The sequence below is a fragment of the Yonghaparkia sp. Soil809 genome (assembly GCF_001429705.1).
Classification (GTDB): domain Bacteria; phylum Actinomycetota; class Actinomycetes; order Actinomycetales; family Microbacteriaceae; genus Microcella.
The window spans coordinates 798,647-818,089 of the sequence record NZ_LMSV01000001.1; the positions used below are offsets into that span (position 1 = coordinate 798,647).

General features: G+C 69.4%; 16 protein-coding genes. 5 read left to right on the forward strand and 11 right to left on the reverse strand.

What is annotated here, in order from left to right; genetic code table 11:
* The first annotated feature begins 16 nt into the window (after positions 1 to 16).
* Positions 17 to 910, forward strand: coding sequence for a hypothetical protein (locus tag ASG83_RS03910; protein ID WP_200959258.1), 894 nt, complete (start codon positions 17 to 19; stop codon positions 908 to 910).
* A gap of 224 nt (positions 911 to 1,134) precedes the next feature.
* Complete coding sequence (locus tag ASG83_RS03915; RefSeq protein WP_055857395.1) at positions 1,135 to 1,563, forward strand: MarR family winged helix-turn-helix transcriptional regulator; 429 nt, start codon at positions 1,135 to 1,137, stop codon at positions 1,561 to 1,563.
* Here ASG83_RS03915 and ASG83_RS03920 read toward each other — a convergent pair.
* From ASG83_RS03920 to ASG83_RS03960, 9 genes are all read right to left on the reverse strand, one after another.
* Positions 1,560 to 3,851, reverse strand: a complete 2,292-nt coding sequence (locus ASG83_RS03920; RefSeq protein ID WP_055857398.1) for a glycoside hydrolase family 2 protein — start codon at positions 3,849 to 3,851, stop codon at positions 1,560 to 1,562. The two genes, ASG83_RS03915 and ASG83_RS03920, sit on opposite strands and share 4 nt — an antisense overlap.
* Positions 3,852 to 3,877: 26 nt before the next feature.
* Positions 3,878 to 4,840 (reverse strand): acetylxylan esterase, encoded by a 963-nt coding sequence (locus ASG83_RS03925; protein ID WP_055857401.1) that lies wholly within the window; start codon positions 4,838 to 4,840, stop codon positions 3,878 to 3,880.
* Positions 4,841 to 4,850: 10 nt separating this feature from the next.
* Complete coding sequence (locus ASG83_RS03930) at positions 4,851 to 6,494, reverse strand: FAD-dependent oxidoreductase (protein ID WP_055857403.1); 1,644 nt, start codon at positions 6,492 to 6,494, stop codon at positions 4,851 to 4,853.
* 22 nt (positions 6,495 to 6,516) lie between these two features.
* Positions 6,517 to 7,347, reverse strand: coding sequence for a carbohydrate ABC transporter permease (locus ASG83_RS03935; protein ID WP_055857406.1), 831 nt, complete (start codon positions 7,345 to 7,347; stop codon positions 6,517 to 6,519).
* Between the two features lie 83 nt (positions 7,348 to 7,430).
* Positions 7,431 to 8,375, reverse strand: coding sequence for a carbohydrate ABC transporter permease (locus ASG83_RS03940; RefSeq protein ID WP_082599063.1), 945 nt, complete (start codon positions 8,373 to 8,375; stop codon positions 7,431 to 7,433).
* Between the two features lie 14 nt (positions 8,376 to 8,389).
* On the reverse strand, positions 8,390 to 9,724 hold the full coding sequence (locus tag ASG83_RS03945; protein WP_055857412.1) for an ABC transporter substrate-binding protein: 1,335 nt from the start codon (positions 9,722 to 9,724) through the stop codon (positions 8,390 to 8,392).
* Between the two features lie 72 nt (positions 9,725 to 9,796).
* On the reverse strand, positions 9,797 to 10,864 hold the full coding sequence (locus tag ASG83_RS03950) for a LacI family DNA-binding transcriptional regulator (RefSeq protein WP_055857414.1): 1,068 nt from the start codon (positions 10,862 to 10,864) through the stop codon (positions 9,797 to 9,799).
* Positions 10,865 to 11,054: 190 nt separating this feature from the next.
* Complete coding sequence (locus ASG83_RS03955; protein ID WP_156710936.1) at positions 11,055 to 13,139, reverse strand: hypothetical protein; 2,085 nt, start codon at positions 13,137 to 13,139, stop codon at positions 11,055 to 11,057.
* Positions 13,140 to 13,309: 170 nt separating this feature from the next.
* A complete protein-coding gene (locus ASG83_RS03960; RefSeq protein ID WP_055857420.1) occupies positions 13,310 to 14,137 on the reverse strand; it encodes a hypothetical protein in 828 nt (275 codons plus the stop codon).
* Between the two features lie 189 nt (positions 14,138 to 14,326).
* On the opposite strand from ASG83_RS03960, the gene ASG83_RS03965 reads away from it, so the two are divergent.
* From ASG83_RS03965 to ASG83_RS03975, 3 genes are all read left to right on the forward strand, one after another.
* Positions 14,327 to 15,706, forward strand: coding sequence for a deoxyribodipyrimidine photo-lyase (locus tag ASG83_RS03965; protein WP_055857423.1), 1,380 nt, complete (start codon positions 14,327 to 14,329; stop codon positions 15,704 to 15,706).
* A 148-nt stretch (positions 15,707 to 15,854) separates the two neighbouring features.
* Positions 15,855 to 16,256: a hypothetical protein gene (locus ASG83_RS03970; protein WP_156710939.1), complete on the forward strand. Its 402-nt coding sequence runs from the start codon at positions 15,855 to 15,857 to the stop codon at positions 16,254 to 16,256.
* 110 nt (positions 16,257 to 16,366) lie between these two features.
* Positions 16,367 to 17,227, forward strand: a complete 861-nt coding sequence (locus ASG83_RS03975) for a DMT family transporter (RefSeq protein ID WP_055857429.1) — start codon at positions 16,367 to 16,369, stop codon at positions 17,225 to 17,227.
* A gap of 139 nt (positions 17,228 to 17,366) precedes the next feature.
* On the opposite strand, the gene ASG83_RS03980 is transcribed toward ASG83_RS03975, so the two are convergent.
* Both ASG83_RS03980 and ASG83_RS03985 read right to left on the reverse strand, forming a co-directional pair.
* Entirely contained in the window at positions 17,367 to 18,278 is a 912-nt protein-coding gene (locus ASG83_RS03980; RefSeq protein ID WP_055857432.1) for a carbohydrate kinase family protein, read from the reverse strand.
* 17 nt (positions 18,279 to 18,295) lie between these two features.
* Positions 18,296 to 19,213: a pseudouridine-5'-phosphate glycosidase gene (locus ASG83_RS03985; protein ID WP_055857436.1), complete on the reverse strand. Its 918-nt coding sequence runs from the start codon at positions 19,211 to 19,213 to the stop codon at positions 18,296 to 18,298.
* Between the last annotated feature and the right edge of the window lie 230 nt (positions 19,214 to 19,443).

A 19,443-nucleotide genomic window follows, 5' to 3' on the forward strand; every position in this document is an offset into this window, starting at 1 on the left:
TCGGGGGGCACTCTCGATGAGCACAGCACTCATCGAAAGGCTTCCCATGAACGACGTCAACGTCATCGTCAGAGACGGGCTCGCGAATGTCATCGACTTCCTGCCCAAGCTCCTTCTCTTCATCATCATCCTCGTCGTCGGGCTCATCATCGCGAAGCTCATCGCGAAGGGCCTCGACAAGCTGCTCGAGCGCGTCGGCTTCGACCGCCTCGTCGAGCGCGGGGGCGTGAAGAAGGCCCTCGACCGATCCAAGTTCGACGCGAGCGACATCATCTCGAAGATCGTCTACTACACGCTCGTCCTCTTCGTCCTGCAGTTCGCCTTCGGCGTCTTCGGGCCGAACCCGGTGAGCGACCTGCTCGAGGGCATCATCGCCTTCCTGCCGCGCGTCATCGTCGCGATCATCATCGTCATCGTCGCCGCGGCGATCGCGGCCGGGGCGAAGACCCTGATCCAGGGGATGCTCGGCGGCCTCTCGTACGGGAGGGTCATCGCGAACATCGCGAGCATCTTCATCCTCTTCCTCGGGATCACCGCGGCGCTCAACCAGGTCGAGATCGCCACGACCGTCACGACGCCCGTGCTCATCACGGTGCTCGCGATCATCGGCGGCGTCATCGTCGTCGGAGCCGGTGGCGGCCTCATCAAGCCGATGCAGGCGCGCTGGGAGGGATGGCTGTCGAAGGCCGAGGCTGAGGCGCCCCGGATCAAGGAGGAGGCGAGCTCGAGCCCGAGCGCGAAGGAGCAGCTGCGCGCTAAGGCCGACGAGCTGCGCTCCGACTCGTCGAGCAGCACGACCGCGACGCGTCCCGCCACGAGCACGTCGACCGCGGGCAGCGCAGACCCGACGCAGAAGCTCCCCCCGGTGTCGGGTTCGAGCGACCCGAACCGCCCCCCGCAGCGCCCCTGAGCCGCTCTGGGTGATCTCGCAGAAAAATAACGAACAGATAACTAGACACCGTTACCTCACCGTTATACATTGATCGAGCGTTAGTTGTTTGCTGTGGCAGCGAACGCGGAATGTGATTGCAGGACACTCTTGGTGCAAGGGAAAGGCCCGGTCGCTCGCCTCGGCGGCCGGGCCTTTGTCATGTCATCGACCCGCACGAGCATGCGTGTGCATAGAGTAATGCCATGACCGACAAGTCGCTGGCCATCGACGCCTGGGAGGCGCTGTTCCGCGCCCAGGTCTCCGTGCTGCGGCAGCTCACGGCAGAGTTCCCGACGACCGAGATCTCGTTCACCGAGTACGACGTGCTGCTCAACCTCAGCCGGGCGCCCGAGCGTCGGATGCGCATCCGCGACCTCATCCCGCACCTCCTGCTCAGCCAGCCGAGCGTCTCGCGGCTCATCGACCGGCTGGCCGCGCGCGGGCTCGTCGAGAAACTCCCCGACGAGTCCGACGCCCGCGGCACGATCGCCGCCCTCACCGACGAGGGCTGGGAGCTCTTCAAGCGGGTCGCGGTCGTCCACGCCGACTCGATCGCGCGCCGGGTGGGCGGCTCGCTCGCCCCCGCGGAGCTCGCCCAGCTCGCCGATCTCTGCCGCCGACTGCGCGGCTAGCCGAACAGGTCGTTGGCGCTCCGGAGCACCGGCGCGGCCGTGAGCAGCGTCGGATCGATGTCGCCCTGCACGGCGACTTCGAACGTCGCGCTCTCGCCGGGAATGAGAGACACCATCGATCGATCGACGGTCGCCGTCGACTGAATGCGGTCGGGGAACAGGCAGAGGTCAACGATGAGCTCAGCCGCCGTCACCGTCACTCGGTAGCCGTTCGCCGTCCGATCAACGTGAGTGGTCATGCGTGGTGCGGACAGATCGATATCGACGGGTTCTCCCGCGAGCCGGAGATCTCCCTCGAGCTCGTCGCTGCGGAGGGCGACCCACCCCGAGCCGCTCGGGAGCGGCATCCGACGCACCGACCGCGCCCCGAGCGAGACCGTCACGGACTCGCGTCCGGTCGCACGGACGACCTCGATCGTCGTGTCGAGCGGCTCTGCGCTGTCGTTGATCGCGACGATCTCGTCGCCGCTGATGATCGCGATGCGGTCGGCGTAGACCTCCTGAAGCGCGAACCACAGCGGTTTGCGCACGCCGTCACCGTCAACCGCCGCCCACGACACGACGGGCCAGCAGTCGTTGAGCTGCCAGACGATCGAGCCCTGATTGTACGGGGCCAGGCTGCGGAAGTGGCGGATGCCGAACCGCACAGCCCTAGCCTGATTGAGCTGCGTAGCCCAGTGCCAATCGACGAAGTCGCGGCCCGGGGGAAGATGCGGGGCGAGGCCGCGCGCGAGCTTGGCCTGGCCGTCGTCGGCCTTCTGGTGCGAGAGCAGCTGTGGCCCGTCGAGTCGTAGCGGCTCGTCGTGGACTGCGCGCGTGAGCGTCGACCAGGCCGGAGGTCCCTGAAACCCGAACTCGGACACGAATCGCGGGCTGTGGTCGGCGTATGCGGTGTAGTCGAGGTCGTTCCAGACGTCCCAGAGGTGGCAAAGGCCGTCGGAGGGATCGTTGGGGTGGTTCTCCGAGTTCCACGAGAAGGGGCTGTTGGGGACGTACGGGCGGTCGGTATCGAGCGCCGCGACGATGCTCGGCAGCAGCTCGAGGTAATAGCGCTCGCCCCATGTCCGACCGTCGAGTTGCGTGTCCCAGTCGAGGTCGACGTGCTGCCAGATGTTCTCATTCGCTCCGTTCCACAACGCGATCGAGGGGTGCGAGGCCAGGCGGTCGACGGCGTCGCGGGCCTCGGCCGCGACCTCCGAGTAGAGCGGCTCCTCCTCCGGGTATGCCGAGCAGGCGAACAAGAAGTCCTGCCAGACGAGGACACCGCGCTCGTCGCACTCGTCGTAGAAGTCGTCGTGCTCGAACGTGCCGCCGCCCCAGACCCTCAGCAAGTTCATGTTCGCTTCGATCGCGTCGGTGACGCGCGCCGCGATGCGGGCCCGACCGACGCGGCTCGGGAAGGCGTCGTCCGGGATCCAGTTGGCGCCGCGCACGAACACGGGCTCGCCGTTGACCACGACGCCGAACGCGCCGCCCGCGGAGTCGATCTCGACGGTGCGGAACCCGACCCGCTGCACGACCCGATCGTCGTCCGTCTCGACCACGAGGTCGTAGAGCGGCTGGGCGCCGTGCGATCGCGGCCACCAGAGCTCGGCGGACGGCACCGTGAGCTCGATCGCGCCCCGCCCCGTCGCGCTCACGCCGGCGATCGTCGCCGTGAACTCGCCGTCGCCCTCGAGGTCGACCGTCACGGTCGCCGTGCGGTCGGCGCGTGCGGAGGCCCGTACGGCGGTGATCCGAGTGCCGTTCCAGCTCTCGATCGCGATCGGTCGCCAAATGCCGGCCGTCACGACGTCGAGGCCCCAGTCCCAGCCGAAGTTGCACGCCGACTTCCGCAGGAGCGAGAAGGGGTGGGGGAACACCGGCGGACGAGGCGGGTCGCCGACCCGGCGCGCCTCCTCCTCGACGATCTCGAGCGCCGAGTCGAACTCGATCTCGAGCCGATTCAGGCCGCTCACAAGCACCTCGGCCACGTCGAAGCGGTACCGGCGATGCTGATTCGCAACGCGGCCCAGCTCGACGCCGTTGAGGCGCAGCACGGCGCTCGTGTCGAGCCCGTCGCACGCGAGGTCGTGCCGACGCATCCCGTCATCACGCCAGTCGAAGTCGAGGCTGTACAACCACCGACTGCGCCCGATCCACGTGAGCTCGTGCTCGTTCATCCCGAGGTAGGGGTCGGGGATGAGCCCGGAGGCCAGGAGGTCGGTGTGGACGACGCCCGGCACGCTCGCCGGGATCGCCCGCCCGGCGATCGAGGACGGGACGGGCCCGCCCGCGGAGCGCAGCATCCACCCCTCATGGAGCTCCCGGCGGATCACGCGAGCACCCGCGCGAGGCCCCGGACGGCCCGCTCGTCGTCGTCGTGGCCGCCGCCGTCGTGTCCGTTGTACTCCCAGAGCGCGATGTCCTTCGCGCCGCGGAGCTCGTGGAAGGCTCCGTAGACCGTCGAGGGCGGGCAGGTCGGATCCATGAGCGCCGCCGACAGGAACGCGGGAGCGTCGACCCGGCGCGCGAACGAGACTCCATCGAAGTAGGCGAGCGTCGCGAACACCCGATCGGCCGACCCTCGATGCACCGCGAGATACTTCCCGAGCTCCTTGTACGGCATCGCATCGGTGATGCGGCTGGCTCGCCGGATGTCGCAGAGGAAGGGGACGTGCGCGACGACCGCGGCCACGTCGTTTCGCAGTCCTCCGACGGCGAGCGCGAGCCCGCCCCCCTGGCTGCCGCCGACGACCGCGACTCGCGCGGCATCGACGCGCTCGAGCGCGCGTGCGGCATCGACGGCGCGAACGGCGTCGGTGATGAGGCGCCGATAGTAGTGGTCGTGCGGGGCCTCGAGCCCGCGCGTCATGACTCCCGGGGTGGTCGGGCCGCTCGTGCCGACCGGGTCGCCGGTTGCTCCGGCGCTGTAGCCCGCGCCCTGGCCTCGTGAGTCCATGCTCAGGTGCGCATAGCCGGCGGCCGACCAGAGCAGCGACTGGTAGGCGTGCCCTCGGCCCCCGCCGTAGCCCTGGTACTGCACGACGGCGGGGAGCGGGCCGTCGATGCGCGGCAGGTGCAGCCACGCGCGGATGCGGTGGCCGCCGAACCCGCTGAAGGTCACGTCGAACACATCGACGGTTGCGAGCCCGACCTCGACCTGCTCGACGACGAGGTCGAGCGGATGACGCTGCGCGTCGTCCAGGGTCTCGGCCCAGAACGCGTCGAAATCGGCTGGGTCGGTCACGGCGCTGCGATATGCGAGCAGCCCCGCTTCATCGAGGTCGGTGAGCACGGTGGTCCTCTCAGGCGGGGTTGGCGGCGGGCTGGGGAACGTGGTCGAAGCTCTCCGCACCGGTGCGGATCTCCTCCGGCCAGGCGAGCGTCGCACCGAGCGTGTCGGAGAGCAAGCGCTGAAGGGCGCGCAGCTCGCGGCTGGACTCACGGACCTGCCGAGGGGTGAGGCCGGAATCGAGCGCTCGGACGGCCGCCGCTCCTGCCGCTTCGCCGATCGACCACTCGACCGGGTGCAGGCGGTACGCACCGTTCGTGATGTGGGTCGTGCCGATGTTCTTCGCGGCGGCGAGCAGGTTGTCGCAATCCTCCGGGATGAGTGCTCCGAGCGGGATCTGGAAGGGGAAGCAGGCGATGTCGACGTAGTTGCGGCCCGACGTCGACGGGTGCAGGTCGATGCGGTAGTAGCCGACGCCGACGCTGTCGTCGAAGAGCTCGCTACCCGCATCCTCACCCCGCATCTCGCGACCGATGTGGCCCTCGGTGATCGTGAACAGGGCACGGATACGTCGCGACTCGCGGATGTAGGCCTCCTTCGCGAGCCCGTCAGACGTGCCGGTGAGGTCGCCCCGGAGGCGCAGCTCCGGGTATCCGATGCCCCCATCGTGCCGCGGAGCCGCCGTCTGCATCCAGTGCACGAGGCTCAGCGTGAGGTCGCGGGCGCCGTCGATGGCGCGCGCGCGGGTCTCGGCGTCGACGCCGATGAAGGGCAGCTCCCAGTAGTCGACCTGCGGCCAGTTGATGATGGTGACCTCGCCGCCGGGGAACTCATCGCGGAGAACCGCCTTGGAGACGACGCGCCGATAGTGCCAGAGGTCGTCGGCGCGCTCATGGATGGCTCGCTCGGGCGAGTCAGCGAACATCGGCCTGACGCGCTCCTCCAGGGTGTGCGGGACGACATCCGACCACGAGAGCTGCGGGCCGGGCCAGCGGGGGTCGACCGTGGTCAACCAGTGCTGGTAGCCGGCCGGCTCCGGGATGGTGTGATTCTCGCCGGCGCGGTACTCGACCGCTGCGCACCACGTGACGGCCTGCTGATCCATCGGATCGGCCCGCTCAGGTGCGTGCAGCTCGCCGGTCTCAGCTCGCGCCTCGGCGCCGACCACGAACGGCAGGCCGGCGAGCTCGAGGAACTCCCCCTCCTCCGTCGCGTCGATGACCATCGCGCCAGTCAGCTCGACCTCGTCGTTCCCCCGACGGACGATGACCGACTCGATCCGTCGCCCGCGCGTGGTCACGCTGCTCGCCTCCCATCCGTGGAGCAGCGTGATGAGCCCTGAGGAGATGTGGGGCGAGAGCATCTCGTGCAGCACGAGCGCTGCGATGCGCGGCTCGTGGCAGAGACGCGAGACATTGCCCATGCCGGGATTGAGGGTCTCGCGAGTGCGCGCCTCCTCGGTGAGCGGGAAGAAGCGTCGGTAGTGCTCGCGGATCCGGTCGCGCAGCTCGCGGTAGCTCTCAGAGCCGAGCTCGCTCTCGACCCATGGGTGCTCGTCCGGCGGGACCGCCTGGGTCGTGAGCTGCCCGCCGAGCCAATCGCCGCGCTCGACGAGAATCACCGTGCGGCCCAGTCGCGCGGCGGTGAGCGCGGCGGCCGTGCCGCCGAGGCCGCCGCCGAGGACGAGCAGATCGGCAGACCGGGGTGCAGTGAACATGGGTACCTCTCTCACGGGGCGATCAGCCCTTGACGCTGCCGTCGGCCAGACCGGACACGAAGGCTCTCTGGTTGAACAGGAAGAGGATGACGACGGGGATCGTCGCGAGGACGGCACCGGCCATGAGCGGCCCGTACTGAATGTTGCCCGTCGCGAGGAAGCGCGCCAGAGCGAGCTGGACGGTCTGCGCCTCAGCGGAGTTGGTCACGACGAGGGGCCAGAGGAAGTCGTCCCACACGCCGACGAAGGAGAAGATGGCGACGACCGCGATGAGCGGCCGGGCGAGCGGGAGGTAGATGCGCGCGAAGATCGCCCACTCCCCTGCTCCGTCGATCCGAGCGGCCTCCGCGAGCTCGGCGGGCGCCATGGAGAAGTACTGGCGCGCCAGGAAGATGTTCATCGGCAGCACGAGGTAGGGCAGCATGACGCCGGCGAGGGTGTCGAGCAGTCCGCTGCCGCCCTGGCCGAAGATGTCGTTGCCGCCGGCCAGAGGGATCCCTCGCGCCATCAGGAACAGTGGGATGAGCGTGACCGAGACGGGGATGGCCGTCGTCGAGATGATCGTGACGAAGACCGCGAAGCTGCCGCGGAAGGGCAGCATCGCGAAGGCATAGCCCGCCATGACGGCGATGACGCTGTTGCTCAGGACGACGGTCAGCGCGACGATCGCCGAGTTGGTCATGGCCCGGAAGATGTTCGCGTCGATCCACGCCGTCTCGAAGTTGCCCAGGGTCGGGTCGGTCGGGATGAGCGCCACCTGCCCGAAGGCCTGCTCCTCGGGCGTGAAGGCGATGCTGATCATCCACATGAACGGGACGAGCACGAGGAACGACAGCAGGTAGAGGAAGATCATGGACGGCACGCGGGACGTGCCCCGTATCCGGCGACGGCGTCGCACTGATCGCACCGAACTGCTCCTGCCTGCCGCGGTGGCGGTCACTTCTGCCTCCCGACGAGCGAGCGCACCGAGAGCACGGAGAACCCGATGATGAGCGCGAACAGCACGAACGCCATCGCGGATGCTGAGCCGAAGTCGTTGTACTGGAAGGCTTCGGTGTAGATGAGGTAGTTCACCGTCGTCGTCGACCCGAGCGGCCCTCCCCTGGTGAGGATGAAGATCTCGGCGAAGCCCTGCGACAGGTAGATGATGTCCATCACGACGACGTAGACGAGCATCGGTCGAAGGCCGGGAAGCGTGATGTACCGGAAGAGAGCCCAGCGTCCTGCTCCGTCGACGCGCCCCGCCTCGTAGAGCTCGTTCGGGATGGACTGGAGCCCGGCGAGCAGGAGCACCATGTTGCTGCCGAGTGCCTTCCAGATGCGCATCGCCGAAGCCGCGTTGAGCGCGGATTCAGGGTCGAGCAGCCACAGCTGGTCGGTGGCGCCGAAGAGGTTCAGCACCTCGTTCACGAGCCCGTTCTGCGAGTACATCCAGAGCCAGACGAGACTCACCGAGGTGAGCGAGACGATGTGGGGAAGGTAGAGGGCCGACCGGAAGATGCCGACGCCGCGGAATGGGCGGTTCACGAGGAGCGCGAGGATGAGTGCGATCGCGACGGTGATCGGCAGCACCGTGAGGACGTATCGACCGGTGACGAGCAGGGCATTGCCGTAATCCGGGTCGGTGAGCAGCCCTGCGTAGTTCTCGAGGCCCACGAAGTCCGGGCCCCCGCGCCGGAGCGGCGTGTAGTCGGTGAAGCTCAGCACGAGCCCGTAGATGACCGGGACGAACTGGAAGGTGAGCACGTAGAGCGCGGCAGGAAGAACGAAGAGCATCCCGACGACGTGCTGTCGCTTCCAGCGCCGACGCGGCAGGGGCGGGCGGGCGCCCCCCGCCGCGACCGTGGAGGTCGCGGCGGGAGGCACTGAGTTCACTGACATGGTGGGTGAAGCTCCTAGCGAGCCGACTCGAGGATCGAGTCGATCTCCGGGCTGGCCGCGGCGAGCGCGTCCGCTGCCGACGTCACGCCGTTGAGCGCCTGCTCGAGGTACTTGTCGAGTGCGTCACGCACCTGCACCCAGCCGGGCACGTTCGGGTTCGGCAGGAAGTTCGAGCTGTTGGCGACGAACGCCTGCAGCACCGGGCTGTTCTGCACGTAGTCGGTGTCGGCGGCCGAGGCCCGGGTGGGGACACCGCCGATGCCCTGGACGTACTCGGCGCTGATCTCGGGCGAGATCATGTACTCGATGAAGGCCCAGCCGAGGTCCTTGACCTCGCTGTCGGCGTTGAGGATGAGGCCGGGGCCCGAGCCTCCGAGCGTGTAGCCCTCGTCGACGCCCTCGAACGGAACCGCATCCATGATGCGCAGGTCGAGCTCGGGAGCGGCCGCGATGATCTGGTTCGCGCCGTTGGGCGTCTGCATCGTCATCGAGGCGGTATCCAGCACGAGCGGCTGCTGCGCGGCAGGAGCGTTGATGTAGTCGGCACCGAGCGGGTACGAGACGGCATCGTCACCGCTGAACAGGCTCGTGTAGAACTCGAGCGCCTTCTCGCCTTCCGGCGAGGCGAACGCCGACTCGAGGTCGTCGCTGGTCAGCTGGCTCCCGCCGGCGGACGCGAGGAGCGCCGCGAACGACTGCTGGCGTCCGATGGGCTGGCTCGGCAGGAGCAGGCCCGACCGGGTGATCGTGCCGGAGGCATCGCGGACGGTGAGCGCCTCAGCGGCCTCACGGACTTCCTCCCAGGTGGTCGGCGGCGCATCGGGGTCGAGGCCCGCCTCCTCGAAGTCGGCTGCGTCGTAGACGATGAGGTTGCCCTGCATCGAGAGCGGCATGAGGTACTGGACGCCGCCGACGGTACCTCCGGGCAGCGCGGCCGAGAGGTCGTCAATGTCGTCCTGCTCGAGGCCCGCAATGTAGTCGTCGAGCGGCTCGAGACGCCCGTTGATCGCGAAGTCGGCGACCGCCGCAGGGCCGTGGCCGAAGACATCCGGTGCGGTCCCGGCGGCGAACCCGGCGTTGAGCTTCGTCGACAGGTCGCCCCAGTCGACGAAGGTCACATCGAGCGTCGCGCCGGTCTCAGCCTCGAACTTGTCCTTGAGCGGACCGGTGACGAGGTCGATCTCGACCTGGTTGGTCCCGGGGAACCAGACCGTGAGCGTCTGACCCTCGAACCCTTCCTGGGCCGCTTCTGGCTCGGCCGCGGCGGCGCAGCCGCTGAGCACGATGGCGCTCGCGGCCGCGAGACCGACCGCCGCTCGTGCGGAGGCTGATCGGGTAAATACCTTCATTGGTGCTCTCCTTTTTCGTAGTAGTAAATGAGGAAGTCGTGATGCTGTGTGTGGTGCGGGATGCGCAGGCTGCTACCCGTCGATCCGGGTTGCGGAGGTCGGGGCCGGGCGGGGCCGGGCGATCGTCGCGAAGGATGGCGGCGTGACCGGCAGCAGCTCGTGGTGGTCGTTGGTGATTCGGCCGTCGAGCAGGTCCATCAGCAGTGCGACGGCTCGTCGACCAAGTTCGCGCCGCGGCACCTGGATGTGGCTCCAGTTGTCGACGGCGAGGCTTCGCGGGCCGATGTCGAGACACACCATCGACAGCGAACCCGGGATGGCGATGCCCGCGGATGCGGCGGCATCGCTCAGCGCGACGGCGAGCTCCCAGCTCTCGACGAGCACCGCAGTGACGTCGTCCTTGATGAATTGGGCGACTCGGTCGGTGTCGAGATCGGCCGGCGAAAGGAACTGCGGTGTCGTCGTCGGAATCTCGAGGAGTTCGGCATGGCGAGTGAACGCCGTGAGCCGGTCTTCCTGCGGATTGTTGCGCATCCGGTTCCCGACGTAGGCAAGCTTGCCGTGACCGACATCCTTGAGCTGCGTGACGACGTCGCGCAGCGCGCTGTCATAGTCGGGGACGACGTAGGGCATGAGCGAGCTGACCGTGTCGCGGCGGCCGATGAAGACGAAGGGATACCCCTCGCTGGCGAGCCGCTCGAGCTCGTCGTCGTTGCGCTCGACGCCGAGAAGCACAGCGCCATCGGCGAGACGAAGGCGGTTGGCCCCGCTGCCGTAGATACTGCGCGTGCCGTCGGCGCCCTGCGTCGAGGCGAAGAGAACCAGGTCGACACCCATCTCGACAGCCTTCTCCTCGATGCCGACGAGGAACTCGTTGTAGTAGTCCTCGCTGGTGACCGGGAAGACCGCTTCGTAGGTATGGACGCCGATGAGTCCGTTGCGCCCGCCGCGGAGCGATCGGGCCGCGGCGTTCGGTACGTAGCCGAGCTCGCGGATCGCGGCCATGACGCGATCCTGGGTGCTCTGCGGGATAGAGTTCTCGCGAGCGCGGCCGGTGAGGATGATCGACACCGTGGTCTGGCTGACACCGGCGAGGCGCGCGATGTCGCTCTGCCGTGCCGTTCGGCCCTCTTTGGCCATGGTGTTCTCCTTCGTTGGAGCTCGTGTAGTAATTCGTATCACCACTTTTTCGTAACAGTCAAGCTTCTCTGACACATTCGTCGCGGTGCAGCGGCGAGTCGGAGGGGCCGACCACCAGCGGCCGGACGCCCCGGTAGAGGAAAGCGATCGCCGCCGGCGGTGAGCGCCACCGATGCACCGCCTTCACCGATCAGTGCCGGATGAGCACTTCGTTCGCCGCTCCGCGCGAGTAGCCCATGCGAAGTCCCACTGCTCCTGCCGGGTAAGCGTTGATCGTGTCCGTCCAGCTGACGAGCTTGTCAGGACCCACCCAGACGTCGACGGACGGCCCACGGACGTCCACGCGCAACGGCACGTACTCACCGATGCCCGCATAGTAGGCCGACGATCCCAGCAGCGTCATCACCCCGCTTTGCTTCTTGTAGAGCTCCACCTTCTGAGTCTGATGGTTGAAGCGCGCGGTCAGGAAGTTCGACGGGCTCGTGTACCGCACGATCACGCCGGCGTTGCCGTTCGCGTTGCTCGCGGCCACCGAGCTACTCACCGAGTAGTCGGTCCACGAGTTCGATCCCGCCACGGCGATCCCTTCGGCCTGGATGTCGGTCTGCAGAGCCGCGCCCACGGCCGCGCCGCTCGACCAGGTGCCGCTCACGGGCGTGAATGCCCCGAGTCCGCTTGCGAACTCCGAGCTCTCCATCGACGGTCCGGCCGGCGTGCCCTCGACCGCGCCCCGGTCGATTGACGTGGTCGGCAATGGTCGGCCAGCGATGTCGATGCCGCCGTTATCGGGCAGGACCGCAGCGCTGTCGCGAGACGCTGAACCTGCGCCAAGCGCATAGGCCGCGATGGCGCTGAGGAGATCTGTCGCACCACCGGGCAGCGCGAACTGCGGGTCGGCGACGGATTTCGACGGATCTCCGGTCACGGTCGCGGAGGAGTTGCCGAAGAACGTGTTGTTGGCGTACGTGGCCTTTGGTCCGTTCTCGTAACCGCCACCGGCGAGGTTGTAGAAAATGTTGTTCCGGTAGTCCACCTGCGTCTTCGTGTTCGCGACCGTCAGCGGGTTGTACTGGCCCTGGGACCGGTAGAAGACGTTGTTGTAGACCGCGAGGTCTCCCGTGGCTGCCGGGTCGATGCTGATGGCTCCCCGATGCCGATCGAAGTCGTTCTGCGAGATGTTGTAGCGGAAGACGTTGCCGGATGTATCGGGCAGAACGAGCAGTGCGCCGCCCTCGTTGTTGAAGCTGTAGTTGTACTGGTACACGCTGTCGTAAACCCCGTAGTCGAAATCCCACGCCTGCCCGTCGCCATCGAGCTTGCGCGTGTTGGACGCGGTGTTGAACTGGAAGACACCGCGATCGACGAAGTACATCCACTGCGCCGCGACGAAGCCGATGACTGGCAGGTAGTTCACGACCGATGCGTTGACGTCCGTCTCCCGACCGATCTGATCCGTCGTGTTGTATTCGACGAGGGGCCGGTTGCTGGCGCGGACGAGAATGCCGTCGCGGTGGATGCGCGTCACCGTGTTGCCTCGGATCAGCAGGTTCCTGAAGGCATCGCGCTGATGCACCCAGCCCGGGGCCCCGGTGAGAGCGTCGGTCATGGTCTGGATCCCGGTGTCGGAGACGTTGTCGACCGTGTTTCCCTGGATGAGCACCCCGCGCCACGTGCTCTCTCCGCCGCCGCTGACGTTGCGGGCATGAAGGTTGATGCCCCCACTCCGGCGATCGCTGCCGAAGATGTCGCGGACGACGTTGTTGACGATCTTGATCTGCGAGAAATCGCCCCCACCAGGGCCCTCCCCGACAACAAGAATTCCGTTGCGCCGCATGGCCGTCGCGTGCTGTCCGCTCGTGATCTCGAGGTTGTTCACCTCCCAGTGCGATCCGTTCCTGATTCGGACGCCGAAGCCCTCGTTCCCTACCGAGGTGTTCCCGAAATCGATGAGCGGGCGCGCTCCCGCACCGTACCGATCAACGACGATCGGCGCGCCGAAGGCGCCCGAACCCGTGAGGTCGAGGTACTGATTCGCGAAGACTGAGCCCGCCTTCAGCAGAATGCGCGACCCTGCGGTCAATGTCACGGTGTTGACTTTCGTCAGCGTCTTCCAGGGTGCTGACGAGACTGTGCCGACATTGGTGTCACTTCCGGCGACTGAATCGACGTAGTAGGTGGAGCCGACTGCCGCCGCCGGGGCAGCGGGGCTGGAGACGATGATCGTCGCCAGCAGACTGGCCACCAGAGTGATCGCGGCCGTTTTTCGGAACCTCATTGCGCACTTCCCTCGTCATTGAGCAGATGTTGCGGTTTTGGGGTAATTCGTATCACTACTACTTCGTATCAGCAAGACCACGGACCAACTCCACTGGTAGGCCAGCCGGTACTCGGCATTGCACTCGGCGAGCTCGCCCCGCTAGCCCGCCTCTGCCGTCGCCTCCGGGGCTAGGCCCCGCCCGCACGCAGCAATCGGCGTCGCGCCCGCCGCGCGCGCAGGATGTACGCCGCCGCGCCGATGATCTCGCTCGGCAGTCGGCCGAGGACCCACCGGCGGGCGAGCGACACGTCGCGCGTCACGTGGCCCGGATAGCCGGGGCTCGACTCGATCGCGCGCAGCAGCAGTCGTGAGAGAACACCCGCGCCAGGGATCCCGAAGCGAGCGCGGGCGTAGTTCTGCGACGGCAGTCGGGTGGCTGCGGGCGGCAGCCCCAGGCCGTCGAACAGACGGCGCATGACACCCTCGGCCCCCACGCCACGAACGAGGCGAGGCAGCCGCTCGAGCTCGTCGTTCGTGATGAGCGCCGCGAAGCGGTCGATGAGCGGACCCGTCTCCGACTCCGGGCGCGGCGCCGCCGCTCGGGGCCCGAGGTTGTCATGCACCGACAGCACCATCGTGAGCAACCGGTCGGAGATCGGCACACGGCGGTCGAAGACGATCATCTCGCCGCGATAGCCCCAGGCGTGCTCGAACACGGTCTGCGGATCGGTGAAGAAGCCGGGGACGAGCGGGAAGAGGTTCAGAAGCGTGCCGGACCGCGGATCCTGCAGGGAGATGACCGCGGGCGGCAGGATCCCGAACCAGCGCACACGAGCCGCCGCCCACCCGCGAGCGAGGAGCGCCTCCGCGAGCTCGAGGCACCTCGACGGGTCGACGAGGAGGTTGAACGCGGCCCGCAGCTCGGGGGCGCCGAGCCCGTTCGGCGGGAAGACGATGTTGCCGGCGAGCAGTGCGCGGGTGCCCAGCTCATCGATGAGGTCGATCACCTCGGTCATGCACGCATGCCGCGCGGCGAGTTCCGCGGTCTCGGGCTCGGGATACCGGTAGACGCCCGGTCCGCGCTCCCCTCGACCCGGCTCGCTCAGCGGCCGCTCGTCAGCGGAAGCGCCCGGGGAGGGCGGCGTTTCTCGAACCATCGGTGACCTCTCAGTGAGGCTATCCTGCCTCCCCCTAGCCTGATCACCATGTCAGGCGCTCCGAGCATCGTGTGGTTGCGCGACGACCTCCGCATCGCCGACAACCCGGCGCTCACGGCGGCCGTCGAGCGCGGCCGGCCCGTCGTCGTGCTCTACCTCCTCGACGAGGAGTCGCCCGGCGTGCGTCCGCTCGGCGGGGCGAGCCGGTGGTGGCTGCACCGCTCGCTCGAGCGGCTGGACGAGGAGCTCGCCGGCCTCGGCGGCGCGCTGACCCTGCGGCGCGGGGCAGCCGAGCCGAGCATCCGCGCTCTGATCGAGGAGACCGGCGCCGACGCCGTCTACTGGAACCGCCGCTACGGAGCGGCGAAGCAGACGGATGCCGCTCTCAAGTCGCGCCTGACCGACGAGGGCGTCGAGGCGACGAGCTTCCAGGCCGCGCTGCTGTTCGAGCCGTGGACCATCACGACCGGTGCCGGCGGCCCCTACGGCGTCTTCACCCCCTACTGGAAGGCATGCCTGAGCCGCCCCGAGCCGCGCGAGCCCCTGCCGGCTCCGACGCGCATCGATGGCCTCGCGCCCGGCGGCGACGCACTCGAGACGTGGACTCTGCTGCCCACCCGCCCCGACTGGGCCGAGGGGCTGCGCGAGACGTGGACTCCCGGCTCCGCGGGGGCGCACGACCGGCTCGAGGACTTCGCCGAGGACGTGCTCGCCGACTACCACCGCCGCGACGAGCCCGGCCTGCGGGCGACGAGCATGCTGAGCCCGCACCTGCGCTTCGGCGAGATCAGCCCCTTCGAGGTGTGGCACCGCATGCGGCACGGCCTCGGCGCGGCGGCGGCGAAGAACCGGGAGAAGTTCCTGAGCGAGATCGGCTGGCGGGAGTTCAGCTATCACATCCTCTTCCACCACCCCGACCTGGCGACGCGCAACTACCGGGCGGACTTCGACGCGTTCCCGTGGACGACGCCCGGGGACGACGAGCTGGACCGGTGGCGGCACGGGCGCACGGGCATCCCGATCGTCGATGCGGGGATGCGGCAGCTGTGGCGCACGGGCTGGATGCACAACCGCGTGCGGATGATCACCGCGAGCTTCCTCACGAAGAACCTGCAGGTCGACTGGCGCACGGGCGAGGAGTGGTTCTGGGACACGCTCGTCGACGCCGACGAGGCGAGCAACGCCGCGTCGTGGCAGTGGGTCGCGGGGTCGGGGGCCGACGCTGCGCCCTACTTCAGGGTCTTCAACCCCGAGCTGCAGGCGAAGAAGTTCGACCCGCGCGGCGAGTACGTGCACCGCTGGGTGCCCGAAGCCGGCACCGACGACTACCCCGAGCCCATGGTCGACCTGCGCGAATCGCGGCAGGCGGCGCTCGACGCGTACGAGGCGGTCAAGGCCGCCAAGCAGGCCCGGGATGCGGCACGCTGACGGCGCGCACCGATCGGCGACCGCGCCCGGTCGATGAGAACCCTCTCACCTCCGCCTCCTTCCCGTCTCATCCGCCGCCTCGAGTCTTGAGTCATCGGGAGGGCGGCCCCCTCCCCCTCAGACCGAATACCGGATGAAGGAGAGCACCATGCAGCAGAAGACCTGGATCGCCGTCGGCGCCGCCTCAGCCCTCGGACTCGGCGTCATCGCCGGAGGCGCGGTCGCCTCGGCCAACGAGATGGCCCTCACGAGCGACGACACCCGCCTCCCCGGCCTGTCGACCACCGACGACGTCTCGACCGGCAGCGGCAGCGCCGACGTGACCTTCGACGTCACGAGCGACAGCATCGTCACCCCGTCGCCCGCGACGACCGCGAGCCCCGTCTCGCCGATCTCGCCCGTGACGCCCGCCTCGGTCGCGTCGCCGGTGAGCGTCCCCTCGCCCGTGACCCCGGCCTCGCCCGGGAGCGTGCCGTCGCCCGCGTCGCCCGCGACGCCCGCCTCCGTCCCGAGCGCCGTCTCGGCGGCCAGCGCCGGCTCGGCCGACTGACGCGCGACCGACGCCGACCAGCGTCTCTCCCATTCGGGTGGGAGAGACGCGCCCCCCCGGGCCGTCCCGCTCCGTCACCGGAGCGGGGCGGCCTTCGGCATACTCGGGGAGTGACGACTCCCGCGCGGCGCCCGCGCCTCGGCCCGCTCCCGCTCGCCCTCGCGGCGATCGTCTCGGTGCAGTTCGGCAACGCGCTCGCCGGAACGACCTTCGCCGAGGTCGGCGCTCTCGGCGCCGCATCCCTTCGCCTGCTCTTCGCGGCGGTGATCCTCCTGGTCGTCCTGCGGCCCTCGGTGCGCGGCTGGACCCGCCGCGTGTGGATCGGCGTCATCGCCCTCGGCATCGGCCTCGCGGGCATGAACAGCCTCATCTACCTCGCGATCGAGCGCGTGCCGATCGGCGTCGCCGTCGCGGTCGAGCTCATCGGCCCGCTCGCCGTCGCGGTCGCCGGCACGCGCCGACCGCGCGACCTCCTGTGGGTCGCCCTCGCGGCCGTCGGGGTGGGGATGCTCGCCCTCGACTCGCAGGGGGCCCTCGCGATCGCGGGCATCGTCCTCGCCGCGGGGGCCGCCGCCTTCTGGGCCCTCTACATCCTCGCCTCGGCCAGGCTCGGAGCGACGAGCGTGCGCGGAGTCGATGGGCTCGCGGTCGCGATGGTCGTCGCGGCGGTGATCGTCGTGCCGTTCGGCGCCGGGTCGGCGACGTCGGCCGTCGTGGCCGACCCGATGCTGCTCGCGGTGTTCGCGGGGATCGCGCTCATGACGTCGGCGCTGCCGTACGCGCTCGAGTTCATCGCGCTCAAGACCATGCCGACGCGCGTCTTCGGCGTGCTCTCGAGCCTCGGGCCCGTCGTCGCCGCGCTCGCGGGGCTCATCGTGCTCGGGCAGGTGCTGTCGTTCCTGCAGCTCGCCGCGATCGCGCTCGTCATCGCCGCGAGCGCGGGCGCGGTCGCGTCGGCGCAGCGGCGCTGACCGCGCGGCGCTGCCTGCGCTGCGCTGCCTGCGCTGCGCTGCCTGCGCGGCGCTGCCTGCGATTGAGCCGATACGTCGCATGTGAGCCGGAAGGTTCGGGCTCACATGCGACGAAACGGCTCAAGCGTGCGACGTGCGACTACGCGCGGGGCGGCCGGCCGCCGATGCGGCTCACGGCGATCGCGGCGACGCGCTGACCCTCGCGCGCGGCGTGGGCGAGGTCGGCTCCGGCGAGGCGCGCGGCGAGGAAGCCTGCCGTGAACGAGTCGCCGGCCCCCGTCGGGTCGACCGTCGGCACGCGCTCGGCGTCGAGCGACGCGACCCGCGCACCCTCGCCGGCGCGGCGCTCGGCGATCGTCACGCCCGCGGCCCCGCACGTGAGCACGACGGCCGGCGCGAGGTCGAGCAGCGCCTCGGCCACGAGCGCGGGCGGTGCGCCCGCGTCGAGCCCCGCGAGCAGCCGCCCCTCGTCGAGGTTCGGGCGAAGCACGTCGACGCCCGAGATCGCCGACCGGAACGCCGCGACGCCGTAGTCGGCGATGAACCCGGTCGAGCTGGGGTCGAGCGAGACGCTCGCACCGTGCGCGTGAGCGCGGTCGACGAGCTCGCGCAGTGCGCGGGCCGAGAGGGCGTCGACGAGCGAGTACCCGGTCAGATGCAGGATGCCCGCGGTCGCGAGCAGGGCATCCGTCACCTGGGAGGGGTCGAGCGTCGCATTCGCGCCCCGATCGGTGAGCATCGAGCGCTGCTGCCCCTCGACGAGGATGACGATCGTGCCGGTCGGCCGGTCGGGATCCTCGTGCAGGTGCGCGGCGACCCCCGCGGCGGCGAGCTCGCGCGCGTGGCGGTCGGCGTCGCCGGCGCCGACGCGGCCCACGAAGTCGACGCCCGCTCCGAGCCAGCCGAGCCACGCGGCAGTGTTCGCCGCGCTGCCTCCCGGCTGGCGGGTGATGCGCGAGGTCGTGTCAGTGTCGGGCCGGATGGGGCCGGAGGGCACGACGATGATGTCGTCGATGACGTCGCCCACGAGGAGCGCGCGCGACCCGGTCACGGCGGAGGCCCGGCCGCTCAGGCCGACTGCCGCGCGGCCCAGGCCGTCGCGATGCGGCCGGCGACCCGCACGTTGTTGCGCGCGAGGTCGAGGTTGACCTCGAGGCTGCGCCCGCCCGAGAGCTCGACGATCGTGCCGAGGAGGAAGGGCGTGACCGCCTTGCCCGTGACGCCCGCGGCGTCGGCGAGCGCGAACGCCTCGGCGAGCACGCGGTCGTGCTCGGCGGGCTCCCAGGCCTGGTCGGCGGGCACGGGGTTCGCGACCACGATGCCCTGACGGTGCCCGAGCGCGTCGTGCGCGGCCATGACGGCGGCGACCTGGGTCTCGTCGTCGACCGACCAGTCGAGCGTGAAGGCGCTCTCGCGCAGCCAGAAGCTCGGGAAGACCGTCGTGCCGAGCCCGATGACCGGCACCGAGTAGGTCTCGAGCCGCTCGAGCGTCGCGGCGATGTCGAGCACGCTCTTCACTCCCGCCGAGACGACCGTGATCGGGGTGACGGCCAGGGTCGACAGGTCGGCCGATTCGTCGAACGTCTCGCTCGCCCCGCGGTGCACGCCGCCGAGCCCGCCCGTGGCGAAGACGCGGATGCCCGCCATCGCCGCGAGGTGCGCGGTCGCCGCGACGGTGGTCGCCCCGCTCGCGGCGCGGGCCGCGAGGATGGGCAGGTCGCGCACGCTCGCCTTCGCCATCTCGTCGTCGGAGATGCGGCGCACCCCCTCGGCGTCGAGCCCGACGCGCGCGACGCCGTCGAGCACCGCGACCGTCGCGGGCGTGACGCCCTGGTCGCGCAGGATGGCCTCGAACTCGAGCGCCGCCTCGTGGTTCCGGGGGCGCGGCAGGCCGTGGCTGATGATCGTCGACTCGAGGGCGACGACGGGGCGCCCGGCGGCGAGCGCCGCGGCCACCTCGTCGGAGAGCTGCAGGGGCTGGGTCACCGGGTCAGGCTATCGGGCGGCGCGCATCGGGCGTGATCGAGGCCGCTATCAGAACACAGGGGCGGATGCTCGAAGCCGACTCCCAGCATCCTTCTCGATCACTGCGCGCTCGCCCGAGATCTCGCGGCAGAAGGCTCTCAGGAACTCACAGCGAATCGTGCCGGCATCCCCCTCGAACGGGGGGTGCGGGGGGACGGCCGCAAACCGAAGCGGTCCACGCTCCGGATGCC